We start from the raw sequence: 14,940 nt of genomic DNA, 5'->3' as shown, positions 1-14,940 counted from the left end.
GGGCCTGCATGCGGGCAGGCGAAGACTTCAGTACAGCCAAGCTTTTTAGCGATAAACACACCCAAAAAGCTTGACCGTGAACAGAGTATCTACATGTGTGATTCAAAAATGCTTCAGTGCGCCTGGCCGTGCCATGGCACCAGTCTGCGCTGCAATGCGCGCAGGCCCATTTCCATGGCGAAGGCGATCAGGGCGATGACCAGAATTCCCAGCACCACGACATCGGTGACCAGGAATTGCGCGGCCGACTGCACCATGAAACCCAAGCCGCTGGTGGCAGCAATCAGTTCGGCCGCAACCAGGGTCGACCAGCCAACCCCCAGGCCAATGCGCACGCCGGTGAGAATGTCCGGCAGTGCGCTGGGCAGAATCACATGGCGAATCAACTGCACGCGCGTCGCGCCCAACGACTGCGCCGCGCGCAGTTTTGCTGGATCAACCGTGCGCACACCCGTCGCGGTGGCAATGGCAATCGGCGCAAAAATCGCCAAGTAGATCAGCAGCACTTTCGACAACTCGCCAATGCCGCACCAGATCACGATCAGCGGCAGATAGGCCAACGGCGGAATAGGACGGTAGAACTCGATCAGCGGATCGAGCACGCCACGGGCGATGCGGTTGGCGCCGATGGCAATGCCCACCGGCACGGCGGTCAGAATGGCAAAAGCGAGCCCAAGGCCAATGCGGCTGAGGCTGGCGCCGAGGTGCTGCCACAACGTTGAATCCATGTAACCGGAAGTCGCCAGCAACCAGCCCTTTTGCAGCACGGCAGAGGGCGGTGGCAAGAACAGCGGTTCGATCAACTCGGTAGCGGTCACCGCCCACCAGACCGCCAACAGGCCGAACAGGGTCAGCAGGCTGATCCAGCGAGTGCTGAGGCTGCGGCGCACCGGGATGCTCACCGAAGGTGTTTTCACCGCCGCAGCGGAAACGTCGTAACTGCTCATGCGCGCTCCTGCCGGGGTACGGCGCTGCGTTGCGAGAAGACTTTGCTCAGCACGTGCTCGCGGGTTTCGATAAAACGCGGATCGGACTTGATCGCGCGGGCCGACTCGCCAGCGGCATAACGCTGACCAAAATCCAATTGCAGGCGCTCGACGATCTGCCCCGGATTCGGTGCCAGCAGAATCAGGTCCGTGGCGAGGAACACCGCTTCTTCGATGTCGTGGGTAATCAGGAACACCGGCTTGGCCGTGCGCTGCCAGACTTGCAGCAACAGCTCCTGCATCTGCTCGCGAGTGAATGCGTCGAGGGCACCGAAAGGCTCATCCATCAGCAATACACGCGGGTCGGCGGCGAGGGCGCGGGCGAGGCCGACGCGTTGTTTCTGGCCACCGGACAATTGCCAGATGCGCCGGTCTTCGAAGCCGGCAAGATCGACCAGCGCGAGCATTTCACGGGCGATTTTTTCCCGCTTGTCCTTGCCGACACCGGCCAGTTCGAGGCCGAAGGCGACGTTGGCCAGTACGTCCTGCCAAGGCAATAAAGCGTCGTCCTGAAACACCACGCCACGTTCGGCACTCGGGCCTTTGACCGGCACGCCGTCAAGGGTGATGCGCCCGGCACTCGGCTCGACGAAGCCGGCAATCAGGTTCAACAGCGAAGTCTTGCCACTGCCGGACGGGCCGAGGGCGACCAGCAATTGCTGCGGCCCCAGGGTCAGAGAAATATCCGCCAGCACCGGCTCCGGGCTGCCCGGGTACTGTGCGCTGATGCGCTCCAGCTGTAGCAAGGCCATCGCTGTATCTCCCGATCAGTTGGTGATGTATTTGGCGCTGACGTAAGGCGCGTAGTCCGGCAGCACGGCTTCGACTTTGCCTTGCTCCTTGAGGAACGCGGCGGTGTCGGTGATGGCTTTGGTGGTCGGCGCGCCGAGGTCACTGACCTGATCCGCCGCCAATGGGTAGACGTTGCCCTGCAGCAGCAATGGGATGTCGCTGGCCTTGGCGCCGGAGAGTTTGACCAGTTTGTCGACGTTGCTCTGGTTGGCCAGCCAGGCCTGCGGATCCTTGCGGTAAGCGGCGTAGGCGTCGAGGGTGACCTTGGCGAATGCGGTGACGATTTCCGGGTGCTTCTCGGCGAAGTCCTTGCGCACGATCCACGCGTCGAAGGTCGGCGCGCCGAACTTGGCCAGTTCGCCGGAGGTGATCAGCACTGTGCCGTTTTCCTTGGCGACGCCCAGTGCCGGATCCCACACGTAAGTGGCGTCGATATCGCCGCGTTTCCACGCCGCGATGATGGCTGGCGGCGCGAGGTTGAGCACGGTGACTTTCGACGGGTCGATGTTCCAGTGCTTGAGCGCGGCGAGCAGGCTGTAGTGCCCGGTGGACACAAACGGCACGGCGATTTTCTTGCCGATCAGATCCTGCGGAGTCTTGATGCCGGAACCATCACGCGCGACCAGTGCTTCAGCGGCGCCGATCTGCGTGGCAATCAGGAAGGTTTCCACCGGCACTTTGCGGGTGATCGCGGCGGTCAACGGGCTCGAACCGAGATAGCCGATCTGCACATCGCCGGACGCGATGGCGGCAATGATGTCGGCACCGTTATCGAATTTGCGCCAGCTGATATCGGCCTTGGTGGCTTTCTCGTAGGCGCCGTCGGCCTGAGCGACCTTGGCCGGGTCGACGGTAGTCTGGTAGGCGACGGTGAGATCGGCCGCCTGGGCCAGGAAGCTTGCAGCGGCCAGCGAGGCGGCGGCGAGCAGGCGAAGCGGGAAATTCAGTTTCAATTGAGAGCTCCAGATCAGGCGACCGAATGTCGGCATGAGTGGAGACTAAATGATCTAAGAATCGCGAAATAAATAACTTTTTCGAATGAGCTTATGAGCGGAAAAATCTAAGGATAGGAGAGGGTGTGGGGATTTCGGATGATTCGTTCGACGTCAGAACTTTGCCCCCTCACCCCAGCCCTCTCCCCCAAGGGGGCGAGGGGGAAAGGGAGCTGATCTTCATGCTTTTCAAGGCCTGAGTTCGGCCCGGTATTTCAGGTCGGTGTAGCTCGCAAGAACAACGCGGTCAGTCCCCTCTCCCTTTGGGAGAGGGTTAGGGTGAGGGGCTTTTAATTGCTGATGGCGAGGATGCTCGCCTGATACGCGCCAACAAACACATCGAAATCGCCAACCTCGTTCTGTTCAAGCTCGGTCTGCTGCGCCAGCGATGCGCGCGCCAGTTCTTCAAACTTCGCTTGCTCGTCAGCCGCCAACGGCTCGCTGCGGAAGAACTCGGCGTGGGTCTGGCTCTGGCGCAGGGAGAACTGCGCAAAGCTTTCCTTGTGCTCAGCCATGGCCGCCAGCACCTGCGCCGATGGGGTCAGGGACGGGTCGTTGACCTTGGCCAGTTGCGCATCCAGCGCCTTGCTGTGGGCATCGCCGCCGACGCTCTGGTCGAGCATCGCCGCCAGCGGAGCAATCTGTTCCAGCAGTTCGGCCGCCCATTGCTTCATCTCGACCGGTTGACCGTCACGCTGCAATTGCAGGCCCGGACGGCGACCTTCCTTGACCACGCTGAGGAAGTTCGAGGTGGCGTTGCCGCACGAAGTGTTGGTCAGCAGCGGGCTGTCGTTCAGCGCGCAGTACAGCAGGAAGGCGTCGATGAAGCGCGATTCGGTGAGGTCGATGCCCATCGGCAGGAACGGGTTGATGTCCAGGCAGCGCACTTCGACGTACTGGATGCCGCGCGCCATCAGCGCCTGGATCGGCCGCTCACCGGTGTAGGTCACGCGTTTCGGGCGGATGTTGGAGTAGTACTCGTTTTCGATCTGCAGGATGTTGGTGTTGAGCTGCACCCATTCGCCATCCTTGTGCGTGCCGACTTCCACGTATGGCGCGTAGGGCGTGGCCACGGCTTCGCGCAGGCTGTCGGTGTAGCTCGCCAGGTCGTTGTAGCACGGTGTCAGGCCGGCCTGGGCATTGCTCTGATAACCGAGATCGCTCATGCGCAGGCTGGTGGCGTACGGCAGATACAGCGTGTCCGGATCGAGCTGCTCGAGCTGATGCGAACGCCCGCGCAGGAAGCCGGCGTCCAGCGCCGGCGAGGCACCGAACAGGTACATCAGCAGCCAGCTGTAGCGACGGAAGTTGCGAATCAACGCGATGTAGGAAACCGATTGGAAATCGCGATCGGTGCCGACGAAACCTTCGGCCTCGCGCAGCAATGGCCAGAGCTGTTCCGGCAGGGAAAAGTTGTAGTGAATCCCGGCAATGCATTGCATGGTCTTGCCGTAACGCAGGGCCAGGCCCTTGCGATAAACGTACTTGAGCTGACCGATGTTGGAGGTGCCGTAATAGGCGATCGGAATATCTTCCTCGGCCGGCAACGGGCACGGCATCGATGGACTCCACAGGTACTCGTTGCCGAGTTTGCTGTAGGCAAAACGATGAATCTTGTCCAGGCTCGCCAGCGTGTCGGCAGGATCCGGCAGGGCAGGCGTAATGAATTCCAGCAGCGACTCGGAGTAGTCGGTGGTGATCTGTTCGTTGGTCAGCGCGGAACCCAGGGCTTCGGGGTGCGGCGTTTGCGCCAGGCGACCTTCACTGGTCACGCGCAGGCATTCACGTTCGATACCGTGCAGGCACTGCTTGAGCAGAGAGAGGTTAGCGCGCTCGCCGAGCAGAGCCAGGCGGCGGTTGAGAAGTTCGCTCAATTTGGATTCCTTCACGCGTCAGTCGCCCCAATATGGGGGTGGGCAAGACGGTCTACAAGGGTGAAGTTGAAACTGGCGTTATCGCCTGGTTTTCTAGCCTGTCAGCCGCACACATGAACCCGTAGGAGCTGCCGAAGGCTGCGATCTTTTGATCTTGCTGTTGAAAAACAAAATCAAAAGATCGCAGCCTTCGGCAGCTCCCACAGGATTCGTTGCGCCGAAATTAACTCAAAATGATGAGCAACATCTACAGGACAGCGAAGGTGCCTTGCGCTTTTGCGACCAGTTTGTCGCCCTGCACCACCTCGGCTTCGACCACCAGCGTGCGCCGGCCCGGGTGGATCACCCGCGCCGTGCACAGCACCTCGCCGTCGGAAACGGCGCGGATGTAGTTGATCTTGCATTCGATGGTCGCACTCTGCTGATCGAAGCCATGGCTGCTGGAACAAGCCAGGCCCATGGCGATGTCGACCAGACTGAACAGCGCGCCGCCGTGCAGTTTGCCGCCGCGGTTGCGCAGTTCGGGCTCAAGCGCCAGGGCGACTTGCGCCACCCCGGTTTCGAGACTGTGCAGGCGACAGCCCAACAGCTTGAAAAACGCGCTCTCGACGAGCCCGGCCGGCATCTCCATCAGCGTTTCTTCAACTGCTTGGCGTTGGCGAACAGCGAGGCCATCGCATTGTTCACCGGCGCGGCTGTGGCGGTTTCCTTGCGCGGCGCGTTGCCCGAAGACTGGCGCGGTGCCGAGCCCGGACGCGAGCCACGGGCGCCATCGATTTTCTCGCCGGGAGTGTCGCTCATGCGCATCGACAGACCGACGCGTTTGCGCGGGATATCGACTTCCATGACCTTCACTTTCACCACGTCACCGGCCTTGACCGCTTCGCGCGGGTCCTTGATGAACTTCTCCGACAGCGCCGAGATGTGCACCAGACCATCCTGATGCACGCCGATATCGACGAATGCACCAAACGCCGTCACGTTGGTCACCACGCCTTCAAGGATCATCCCCAGTTGCAGATCCTTGAGGTCTTCGACGCCTTCCTGGAACTCGGCAGTCTTGAACTCCGGACGTGGATCGCGACCGGGTTTTTCCAGTTCTTGCAGGATGTCGGTGACGGTCGGCAGACCGAAGGTTTCGTCGGTGAATTTCTTCGGGTCCAGACGCTTGAGGAACGCGGCATCGCCGATCAGCGAGCGAATGTCGCGGTCGGTTTCAGCGGCAATGCGCTGCACCAGTGGATAGGCTTCCGGGTGCACCGCCGACGAATCCAGCGGGTTGTCGCCGTTCATCACGCGCAAGAAACCGGCGGCCTGTTCGAAGGTTTTCTCGCCCAGTCGCGCGACTTTCTTCAGCGCTGCACGGGTCTTGAACGCGCCGTGTTCGTCACGGTGAGCAACGATGTTCTGCGCCAGCGTCGCATTGAGGCCGGAAATCCGTGCCAGCAAGGCCACGGAGGCGGTGTTCACATCCACGCCCACGGCGTTCACGCAGTCCTCGACCACGGCGTCCAGACCGCGCGCCAGTTTCAGCTGCGAGACGTCGTGCTGGTACTGGCCGACGCCAATGGATTTCGGATCGATTTTCACCAGCTCGGCCAACGGATCCTGCAGGCGACGGGCGATCGACACGGCGCCACGGATCGACACATCGAGGTCCGGGAATTCCTTGGCCGCCAGTTCCGACGCTGAGTACACCGAGGCGCCGGCTTCGGAAACCATGACCTTGGTCATTTTCATCGCTGGATATTTTTTGATCAGCTCGATCGCCAGCTTGTCGGTCTCGCGGCTGGCAGTGCCGTTGCCGATGGCGATCAGGTCCACCGAATGCTTGGCGCATAGCGCGGCGAGGATGGCGATGGTCTGATCCCATTTGTTGTGCGGCACGTGCGGGTAAACCGTGGCGTGGTCGAGCAGCTTGCCGGTCGAATCGACCACGGCCACCTTGCAGCCGGTACGCAGGCCCGGGTCGAGGCCCAGCGTCGCGCGCGGGCCTGCCGGAGCGGCCAACAGCAGGTCGTGCAGGTTGTGCGCGAAAACGTTGATCGCTTCGGTTTCGGCGCCATCGCGCAACTCGCCGAGCAGGTCGGTTTCCAGGTGGGTGTAGAGCTTGACCTTCCAAGTCCAGCGCACCACTTCACCGAGCCATTTGTCCGCCGGGCGGTTCTGGTTCTGGATGCCGAACTGCTGAGCGATCATGCCTTCGCACGGATGCATCGTGCCGGGCAGCTCATCGCCGACTTTCAGCGCGGAGCTGAGAATGCCTTCGTTGCGGCCACGGAAAATCGCCAGGGCACGGTGCGATGGCATGCTTTTCAGCGGCTCGTCGTGTTCGAAGTAATCACGGAACTTGGCGCCTTCCTCTTCCTTGCCGGCGATGACGCGGGCACTGAGGATCGCTTCCTGTTTGAGGAAATTACGCAGCTTTTCCAACAGGCTGGCGTCTTCTGCGAAGCGCTCCATGAGGATGTACTTGGCGCCTTCCAGCGCAGCCTTGACGTCGGCCACACCTTTTTCGGCATCGACGAAGCGTGCGGCTTCGGTTTCCGGCGTCAGGTTCGGGTCGTTGAACAAGCCGTCGGCCAGTTCGCCGAGGCCGGCTTCGAGGGCGATCTGGCCCTTGGTGCGGCGCTTCTGCTTGTACGGCAGGTACAAGTCTTCGAGACGGGTTTTGGTGTCGGCGAGCTTGATGTCGCGTTCCAGAGCAGGGGTGAGCTTGCCTTGCTCTTCGATGCTGGCGAGGATGCTGATGCGCCGTTCGTCGAGTTCTCGCAGGTAGCGCAGGCGCTCTTCCAGATGACGCAACTGAGTGTCATCGAGGCTGCCGGTGACTTCTTTCCGGTAACGGGCGATGAAGGGGACGGTAGAACCTTCATCGAGTAGCGCGACGGCCGCTTCGACCTGTTGTGGGCGTACGCCGAGTTCCTCGGCGATGCGGCTGTTGATGCTGTCCATAAAACCACCTGACATAGTATGAAAGCAGGCTCGCAGGCACGCAGATAATGGCCTGGAGGCTGATTGAGCGGCTGGAAAATTGCCGCTGCCTGGATCAAGAAGCTGCCCATTGACCCGTGAAATCGAACAGTTACTGCACAGGGCCGGAAAAAATACCGGCCACTTACGGTAACGATTCAGACGTTGCCTGGCGCAAAACGCCGCGCATTATAACCAGCGTTCTGTCATTCGGGGGCGTTGCAGGCTGTAGGCATAAACCTCGGTTTTCTGGCAGTGAAGGAAAAATCTGCTAACAATGCACACGGTGCGTATAACGGCAGCTACGCCATAATGCGCGCCGAGCTAAAAGGAGCATCCAATGAGCAGCACAGCACAAACTGCTGAAGGCGAAAAAATTCTTATCGTTGATGACGATCCGGGGCTGAGCAGCCTGCTGGAGCGTTTCTTCGTCAGCAAGGGCTACCGTGCCCGTACCGTTCCGAACACCGAGCAGATGGACCGTCTGCTGGCGCGTGAAGTGTTCAATCTGGTCGTTCTCGACCTGATGCTGCCGGGCGAAGACGGCCTGACCGCGTGCCGCCGTCTGCGCAGCGCGAATAACCAGATTCCGATCATCATGCTCACCGCCAAGGGCGATGAGCTGAGCCGTATCAAGGGCCTTGAACTGGGCGCCGACGATTACCTGGCCAAGCCGTTCAACCCGGACGAGCTGATGGCGCGGGTCAAAGCGGTATTGCGCCGTCAGGCCGCACCGGTGCCGGGCGCGCCGGGCAGTGAAGACGAAAACGTCACCTTCGGTGATTACGTGTTGTCGCTGGCGACCCGCGAGCTCAAGCGTGGCGATGAAGTGCACATGCTCACCACCGGTGAGTTCGCGGTACTCAAGGCGCTGGTGATGAACGCCCGTCAGCCGCTGACCCGCGACAAGCTGATGAACCTCGCCCGTGGCCGTGAATGGGATGCGCTGGAGCGTTCCATCGACGTGCAGATCTCGCGTCTGCGCCGCATGATCGAACCCGATCCGTCGAAACCGCGCTACATCCAGACTGTCTGGGGCGTGGGTTACGTGTTCGTACCGGATGGCACCGCCACCAAGTGATCGGTGATTTGTAGGAGCGGGTCTGCAAGGCTCTGGTCGCACGGCCATTGCCACAGACTCGCAATCCGCAATATGCGAGCATTGCTCGCTCCTGCAAGTGTGTAGCGGTTAAAGATGAAAACCCCCGTCTGGTTCCCCCAAAGTTTTTTCTCCCGCACCCTCTGGCTGGTGCTGATCGTCGTGCTGTTTTCCAAGGCGCTGACCCTGGTTTATCTGTTGATGAACGAGGACGTGCTGGTGGATCGCCAATACAGCCATGGCGTCGCTCTGACGCTGCGCGCCTATTGGGCCGCCGACGAAGAGAACCGCGCAAAAATTGCCGATGCCGCGACCCTGATTCGTGTGGTCGGCGCCGGTGTGCCGGAAGGCGAACAGCACTGGCCGTACAGCGAAATCTACCAACGTCAGATGCAGGCGGAACTGGGTGCCGACACCGAGGTGCGTTTGCGCATGCACTCGCCGCCGGCATTGTGGGTGAGGGCACCGAGTCTGGGCGATGGCTGGCTGAAAGTGCCGTTGTATCCGCACCCGCTGCGCGGCCAGAAGATCTGGAACGTGCTCGGCTGGTTCCTCGCCATCGGCCTGCTTTCTACGGCGTCGGCATGGATTTTCGTCAGCCAGCTCAACCAGCCGTTGAAGCGCCTGGTGTATGCCGCGCGGCAACTCGGCCAGGGCCGCAGCGTACGTCTGCCGATCAGTGATACGCCGAGCGAAATGACCGAGGTTTATCGCGCCTTCAACCAGATGGCCGAGGACGTCGAACAGGCCGGACGTGAGCGGGAGCTGATGCTGGCGGGGGTTTCCCACGACTTGCGCACACCGCTGACGCGCTTGCGCCTGTCGCTGGAACTGATGGGCGATCACACCGACCTCACCGACGACATGGTCCGCGACATCGAGGACATGGACGCGATTCTCGACCAGTTCCTCGCGTTCATTCGCGACGGTCGTGACGAGTCGGTGGAAGAGGTCGACCTCAGCGATCTGGTGCGCGAAGTCGCCGCGCCATACAACCAGAACGAAGAGAAAGTGCGCCTGCGCCTGGAACCGATCCAGCCGTTTCCGCTGCGTCGGGTGTCGATGAAACGCCTGCTCAACAACCTGATCGGCAATGCCTTGAACCATGCCGGTACCGGCGTTGAAGTAGCGGCGTATGTATCGGGAGATACCAGCGCGCCGTATGTGGTGCTGAGTGTGATGGACCGTGGCGCGGGAATTGATCCGTCCGAGCTTGAAGCGATCTTCAACCCGTTTACCCGAGGTGATCGGGCTCGCGGTGGCAAAGGCACCGGGCTGGGGCTGGCGATCGTGAAAAGGATTGCGGCGATGCATGGCGGCAATGTCGAATTGCGCAACCGGTCCGGGGGTGGACTGGAGGCGCGGGTGAGATTGCCGTTGGGATTGATGTTGCCCCGAGATGCGGTGTAACGGCGGAAAAAAAGATCGCAGCCTGCGGCAGCTCCTACAGGAAATGCATTCCCCTGTAGGAGCTGCCGAAGGCTGCGATCTTTTGCTTTTAACCTTTGCCCTTGGTGCGGGTCATATTCGGCCCGCCATTCTTTTCCAGATGCTCGATGATGATTCCGGCGACATTCTTGCCAGTGGTGGTCTCGATGCCTTCCAGTCCCGGCGACGAATTCACTTCCATCACCAGCGGACCGTGATTGGAGCGCAGGATATCCACACCCGCCACCGCCAGGCCCATGACCTTGGCAGCGCGTAACGCGGTCATGCGTTCTTCCGGGGTGATCTTGATCAGGCTGGCGCTGCCGCCGCGATGCAGGTTGGAACGAAACTCGCCCGGTTTGGCCTGGCGCTTCATTGCCGCGATCACCTTGTCGCCGACCACGAAGCAGCGGATATCCGCACCGCCGGCTTCCTTGATGTATTCCTGGACCATGATGTTCTGCTTGAGACCCATGAACGCTTCGATCACCGACTCTGCCGCCGTGGCTGTTTCGCACAGCACCACGCCGATGCCCTGAGTGCCTTCGAGCACCTTGATCACCAGCGGTGCGCCGTTGACCATGGCGATCAGGTCGGGAATATCGTCCGGCGAGTGGGCAAAACCGGTGACCGGCAAACCGATGCCGCGCCGCGACAGCAGCTGCAGCGAACGCAATTTGTCCCGCGAGCGGGCAATTGCCACCGACTCGTTGAGCGGGAACACGCCCATCATTTCGAACTGCCGCAACACCGCGCAGCCGTAGAACGTCACCGATGCGCCGATCCGCGGGATCACCGCGTCAAAACCTTCCAGCGGTTTGCCGCGGTAGTGGATCTGCGGCTTGTGGCTGGCAATGTTCATGTAGGCGCGCAAGGTGTCGATCACCACCATTTCATGCCCGCGCTCGATTCCGGCTTCGACCAGACGGCGGGTGGAATACAGACGCGGATTACGCGACAGCACAGCGATCTTCATGCAACACCTGTGGAGGAGGTAGATACCGGGAACACCGGCTTGTCTTGTACATATTTGATGCCCGGATTGACCACCAACTGGCCATCGATCAGGGCTTTGGAACCGAGCAGCAGGCGATAGCGCATGGACTTGCGGCAGGCCAGGGTGAACTCCACCGGCCAGACCCGATCACCCAGGGCCAGCGTGGTGCTGATCACATAGCGCACCTGCGCATGGCCGTTGGAGCTCTTGATGGTTTTGCGCGTGACCAGCGGCGCTTCGCAGCGCCGGTGACGCAACTGCACCACCGTGCCGAGATGCGCCGTGAAGCGCACCCATTTCTCGCCGTCGCGTTCGAACGGCTCGATGTCGGTGGCGTGCAGGCTGGAGGTGCTGGCGCCGGTGTCGATTTTTGCGCGCAGGCCCGCAACTCCCAAACCCGGGAGCGCCACCCACTCGCGCAGACCGACAACGGTCAAATGATCAAATGTCTTCAAAGAAAAAAACCAAGGGTTAACGCTTCCAGGCCCCGTCCGGCACCTGGGCCAACGCTTTGAACGCAGGTCTGGCGAACCAGTAGCCCTGCATCAGGAATATTCCACAGTCCGCGAGGAAATCCCGTTCCCCGGCGCTTTCTATGCCTTCGGCAATGACTGTAACGTTCAACTCCGCACACATTGTGACAATCCCCCGAACGATCACCTGACGGACACGGTCCTGGTCAACATCGCGGATCAGCGCCATGTCGAGTTTGATCAGGTCTGGTTGGAAATCGGCCAGCAGATTGAGCCCCGAATAGCCGGCACCGAAATCGTCGATGGCGGTCTTGAAGCCGAATTCGCGGTATTCACGCAGAATATTGGTCAAATGGCGATAATTATCTACGTGCTCGATTTCCAGAGTTTCGAAAATCAGTCGGTCGATCGGAAAGTTGTGTTTGCGTGCGGCCTCCAGTGTGCTGCGAATGCATAGCTCTGGACGGTAGACGGCGTTGGGCAAAAAGTTGATCGACAAGTGTGTCTGCATATTTAGGCTCGCCGCGCCTTCGATCGCGCGGGTCCGACAGAGCTGGTCGAAACGGTAGCGGTTGTCTTCTGTAACCTGATTTAACACCGACAGTGCACCTTCCCCTGACACGCCTCGGACCAGCGCTTCGTGGGCAAATACCGATTGATCGCGCAGGTCGACAATCGGCTGGTAGGCGAAGGCAAAATCGAAATCCAGCGGTTCGCTCTGCTGGCAGCCCTGGCAACCGCCCCTGGGTGAGGTCAACGAAGTTGGAAATTTAGTCACGCGGTCACTCCAGGCCGGTCGGGCGGCGAAGATCACAGTCAATCTGGAGGGCCGAGTTCTTGCGCCCGACAGAAACGGTAGTACAGTTCCGACTACTGGCTGAGCGAGGAATTCATATGGGACAGAAGCAGGAGGAGGACGACAAGGTCCGTCTCGATAAGTGGTTATGGGCGGCGCGTTTCTACAAGACGCGTGCTCTGGCCAAAGCAGCAATCGAAAGCGGCAAGGTGCATTGTCGTGGCGAGCGCTGCAAGCCGGGCAAGGAGCCGCGCATTGGTGATGAGTTCGAGATTCGCACTGGCTTCGAAGTGCGCACGGTGAGGGTCGAGGCATTGTCGATCGTGCGTCGTGGCGCACCCGAGGCGCAAACCTTGTACGCGGAGACCGAAGCGAGTGTCGCCAAGCGTGAAGCGGCTGCGGCGATGCGCAAGGCGGGCTCGTTGGGCGTGAGCACCGATGGCAAACCGAGCAAGAAACAGCGGCGGGATCTGTTCAAGTTTCGCGGTAGCAGCAACGAAGATTGAAACGTTGTGCCGGCCTCTTCGCGAGCAGGCTCGCTCCCACATTCGATCGAGTCGTCTGTGGCAGCGAGCCTGCTCGTGAATCGAGTACGACGCGGTATCAGGCGCTACGCACCATACTCATCCGCGACAGCATCGGCAGCTTGCCCAGCAACGCGAAAATCGGCGCGGTCAGCTTCAACCAGAGGTTCGACGCGTGATAGGCAAACGGCGTGTAGTAACCCCAGCCCAACGCCCATACCGCCAGCAGCACACCACCGATGTAGTCGTCCTGACCCCAATGCGCGCCTGCCACCAGACGCGGCAACATGAACAACACGGCCAGACCCCAGACCGTTAGAAATTGTCCGACGGTGCGGCTGAACACGCCCATGAACAACGCCCAGATCAACAACACTGAGGCATGATCACCGGGGAAACTCTGGCCGGAACGGTCCTTCAGCTCCCAGGTTTTTTCCAGATGCGGAAAGTAATCGCTGATGTGCACGGCGCCCTCAAGCACCATTGACGGGCTGCTGTGCTGCCAGCCCATGTGATCGGCGAATTTGGAAAACAGCGCGCGGATCACCACCATCAGCAGCAGGATCGAGAAAAAACCGAAGAACGCGCGACGCACGTCGATCGCCCTGAAAACCCAATCGCCCTTGATCAGCAGCGTCAGCAGAATCAGTCCGACGACGATGTCGAACGGGCGCAGACTTGCAATTGCCCAGATGTGGAGCCATATCGGGTTGCTGGCCAGCGGCGCATTCAACGAGCGGAACAGCCACTCGTCGAAAATCACACACAGCATCTGACCGGTAGGCCATAACCAGAAAGCCAGTAGCGCCAGCGGCACTACGTTACACAGAACCAGCCGGCCGAGGTTCCACCTTGATTGGAACAAACCCGGATTGTTCATAAAATGCCTCCCATGGCGAAAAAGCGCCGGCACCAAAAAAAGTGCCAGCAAGCGCAAATTTTCACGTTTTGTAACCATTTTGTCATCACATTCAGATACCCAGACCTATGACCGATCTAGCGGATACCGATTTCACTCAACGCTTCATCTTCGATGACAGCGACACTCGCGGCGAACTGGTAGCGCTGGAGCGCAGCTACGCCGAAGTCCTCGCCAAACACCCGTACCCGGAGCCGGTCGCGCAGTTGCTCGGCGAACTGATGGCGGCCGCGTCGTTACTGGTCGGCACGCTCAAGTTCGATGGCTTGCTGATTTTGCAGGCGCGCTCGGAAGGGCCGATTCCGCTGCTGATGATCGAGTGCTCCAGCGAGCGCGAAATCCGTGGCCTGGCGCGTTACGACGCCGAGCAGATCGCGGCAGACGCGACCCTTGCCGACTTGATGCCGAACGGCGTTCTGGCCCTGACCGTCGACCCGACTGTTGGCCAGCGCTATCAGGGCATTGTTGATCTTGACGGCGAGACACTGTCGGACTGTTTCACCAACTATTTCGTCATGTCGCAGCAGGTTGGCACGCGCTTCAAGCTCTTCGCCGACGGTCGTCGTGCCCGTGGCATGTTGCTGCAACAACTCCCCGCCGATCGCTTGAAAGACGAAGAGGACCGCGCCGCCAGCTGGCAGCATCTCACCGCGTTGGCCAGCACTCTGAGCGCCGATGAATTGCTCAGCCTCGACAACGAAACCGTGCTGCATCGCCTGTACCACGAAGAGCAGGTACGTCTGTTTGATGTGCAGCATCTGCGCTTCAGTTGCAGCTGCTCGCGGGAACGCTCCGGCAATGCGCTGGTCAGTCTTGGGCTGGAAGATGCGCTGGCGCTGGCCGCCGAGCAGGGCGGCAAAGTCGAGATCGATTGCCAGTTCTGCAATCAGCAGTACCTGTTTGACGCAGCCGATATTGCTCAATTGTTCGCTGGCGCGGGCGTCGATACGCCGTCAGATACCCGTCACTAAAACGGTTCAGCGCAGGTAAATTCACTGCGGAATGACGGAATATCGCCGTTACGACGGGAGGACCCTACTCTTTTTGGGCTTTTCTGGCATAATCCGGCCCACTTTTTTCGCGGTAG

The 14,940-nt window shown here is 60.4% G+C and carries 14 protein-coding genes; 4 read left to right on the top strand and 10 right to left on the bottom strand.

Annotated elements, in window-relative coordinates; translation table 11 throughout:
- Positions 1 to 113 precede the first annotated feature (113 nt).
- From tauC to AC0Z5Z_RS07750, 6 genes are all read right to left on the bottom strand, one after another.
- Entirely contained in the window at positions 114 to 947 is an 834-nt protein-coding gene (tauC, locus tag AC0Z5Z_RS07775; RefSeq protein ID WP_485610933.1) for a taurine ABC transporter permease TauC, read from the bottom strand.
- Entirely contained in the window at positions 944 to 1,738 is a 795-nt protein-coding gene (tauB, locus tag AC0Z5Z_RS07770) for a taurine ABC transporter ATP-binding subunit (protein WP_041477476.1), read from the bottom strand. Before tauB ends, tauC begins: the two co-directional genes overlap by 4 nt.
- A 15-nt stretch (positions 1,739 to 1,753) precedes the next feature.
- Positions 1,754 to 2,731 (bottom strand): taurine ABC transporter substrate-binding protein, encoded by a 978-nt coding sequence (gene tauA, locus AC0Z5Z_RS07765; RefSeq protein WP_160768537.1) that lies wholly within the window; start codon positions 2,729 to 2,731, stop codon positions 1,754 to 1,756.
- Positions 2,732 to 3,060: 329 nt separating this feature from the next.
- Positions 3,061 to 4,644 (bottom strand): glutamate--cysteine ligase, encoded by a 1,584-nt coding sequence (gene gshA, locus AC0Z5Z_RS07760; RefSeq protein ID WP_041477477.1) that lies wholly within the window; start codon positions 4,642 to 4,644, stop codon positions 3,061 to 3,063.
- A 247-nt stretch (positions 4,645 to 4,891) separates the two neighbouring features.
- The gene (locus AC0Z5Z_RS07755; protein ID WP_052392141.1) at positions 4,892 to 5,275 is read right to left on the bottom strand and encodes a PaaI family thioesterase; all 384 of its coding nucleotides are present in this window, start codon (positions 5,273 to 5,275) and stop codon (positions 4,892 to 4,894) included.
- A complete protein-coding gene (locus tag AC0Z5Z_RS07750; RefSeq protein WP_485610932.1) occupies positions 5,275 to 7,599 on the bottom strand; it encodes a Tex family protein in 2,325 nt (774 codons plus the stop codon). Before AC0Z5Z_RS07750 ends, AC0Z5Z_RS07755 begins: the two co-directional genes overlap by 1 nt.
- 358 nt (positions 7,600 to 7,957) lie before the next feature.
- On the opposite strand from AC0Z5Z_RS07750, the gene ompR reads away from it, so the two are divergent.
- Both ompR and AC0Z5Z_RS07740 read left to right on the top strand, forming a co-directional pair.
- Positions 7,958 to 8,698, top strand: coding sequence for an osmolarity response regulator transcription factor OmpR (gene ompR, locus AC0Z5Z_RS07745; RefSeq protein ID WP_016772186.1), 741 nt, complete (start codon positions 7,958 to 7,960; stop codon positions 8,696 to 8,698).
- 114 nt (positions 8,699 to 8,812) lie between these two features.
- Entirely contained in the window at positions 8,813 to 10,126 is a 1,314-nt protein-coding gene (locus AC0Z5Z_RS07740; RefSeq protein WP_016770645.1) for an ATP-binding protein, read from the top strand.
- Between the two features lie 88 nt (positions 10,127 to 10,214).
- Here AC0Z5Z_RS07740 and rimK read toward each other — a convergent pair whose 3' ends face one another.
- Genes rimK through rimA form a run of 3 tightly spaced genes read right to left on the bottom strand, consistent with a single transcriptional unit; the run spans position 10,215 to position 12,392 of the window.
- Positions 10,215 to 11,120, bottom strand: a complete 906-nt coding sequence (rimK, locus tag AC0Z5Z_RS07735; RefSeq protein WP_024011184.1) for a 30S ribosomal protein S6--L-glutamate ligase — start codon at positions 11,118 to 11,120, stop codon at positions 10,215 to 10,217.
- Entirely contained in the window at positions 11,117 to 11,596 is a 480-nt protein-coding gene (rimB, locus tag AC0Z5Z_RS07730; RefSeq protein ID WP_016772184.1) for a retropepsin-like aspartic endopeptidase RimB, read from the bottom strand. The genes rimK and rimB overlap by 4 nt, the downstream gene beginning before the upstream one ends.
- Positions 11,597 to 11,612: 16 nt before the next feature.
- Positions 11,613 to 12,392, bottom strand: a complete 780-nt coding sequence (rimA, locus tag AC0Z5Z_RS07725) for a S6 modification regulatory phosphodiesterase RimA (protein WP_485610935.1) — start codon at positions 12,390 to 12,392, stop codon at positions 11,613 to 11,615.
- Positions 12,393 to 12,508: 116 nt separating this feature from the next.
- Here rimA and AC0Z5Z_RS07720 point away from each other — a divergent pair, with 116 nt between their 5' ends.
- On the top strand, positions 12,509 to 12,916 hold the full coding sequence (locus tag AC0Z5Z_RS07720) for an RNA-binding S4 domain-containing protein (protein ID WP_016772182.1): 408 nt from the start codon (positions 12,509 to 12,511) through the stop codon (positions 12,914 to 12,916).
- Between the two features lie 97 nt (positions 12,917 to 13,013).
- Here the strand turns inward: AC0Z5Z_RS07720 and AC0Z5Z_RS07715 are convergent, their stop codons facing one another.
- Complete coding sequence (locus AC0Z5Z_RS07715; RefSeq protein WP_485610931.1) at positions 13,014 to 13,814, bottom strand: phosphatase PAP2 family protein; 801 nt, start codon at positions 13,812 to 13,814, stop codon at positions 13,014 to 13,016.
- 107 nt (positions 13,815 to 13,921) lie between these two features.
- Here AC0Z5Z_RS07715 and hslO point away from each other — a divergent pair, with 107 nt between their 5' ends.
- On the top strand, positions 13,922 to 14,824 hold the full coding sequence (hslO, locus tag AC0Z5Z_RS07710; RefSeq protein ID WP_076565069.1) for an Hsp33 family molecular chaperone HslO: 903 nt from the start codon (positions 13,922 to 13,924) through the stop codon (positions 14,822 to 14,824).
- Positions 14,825 to 14,940: the final 116 nt, after the last annotated feature.

Source organism: Pseudomonas sp. 1L-E-NC-VB-C3 (genome assembly GCF_057291535.1).
The sequence above is the reverse complement of the archived record's forward strand: the minus strand, read 5'-3'. Positions and strand labels throughout refer to the sequence as shown.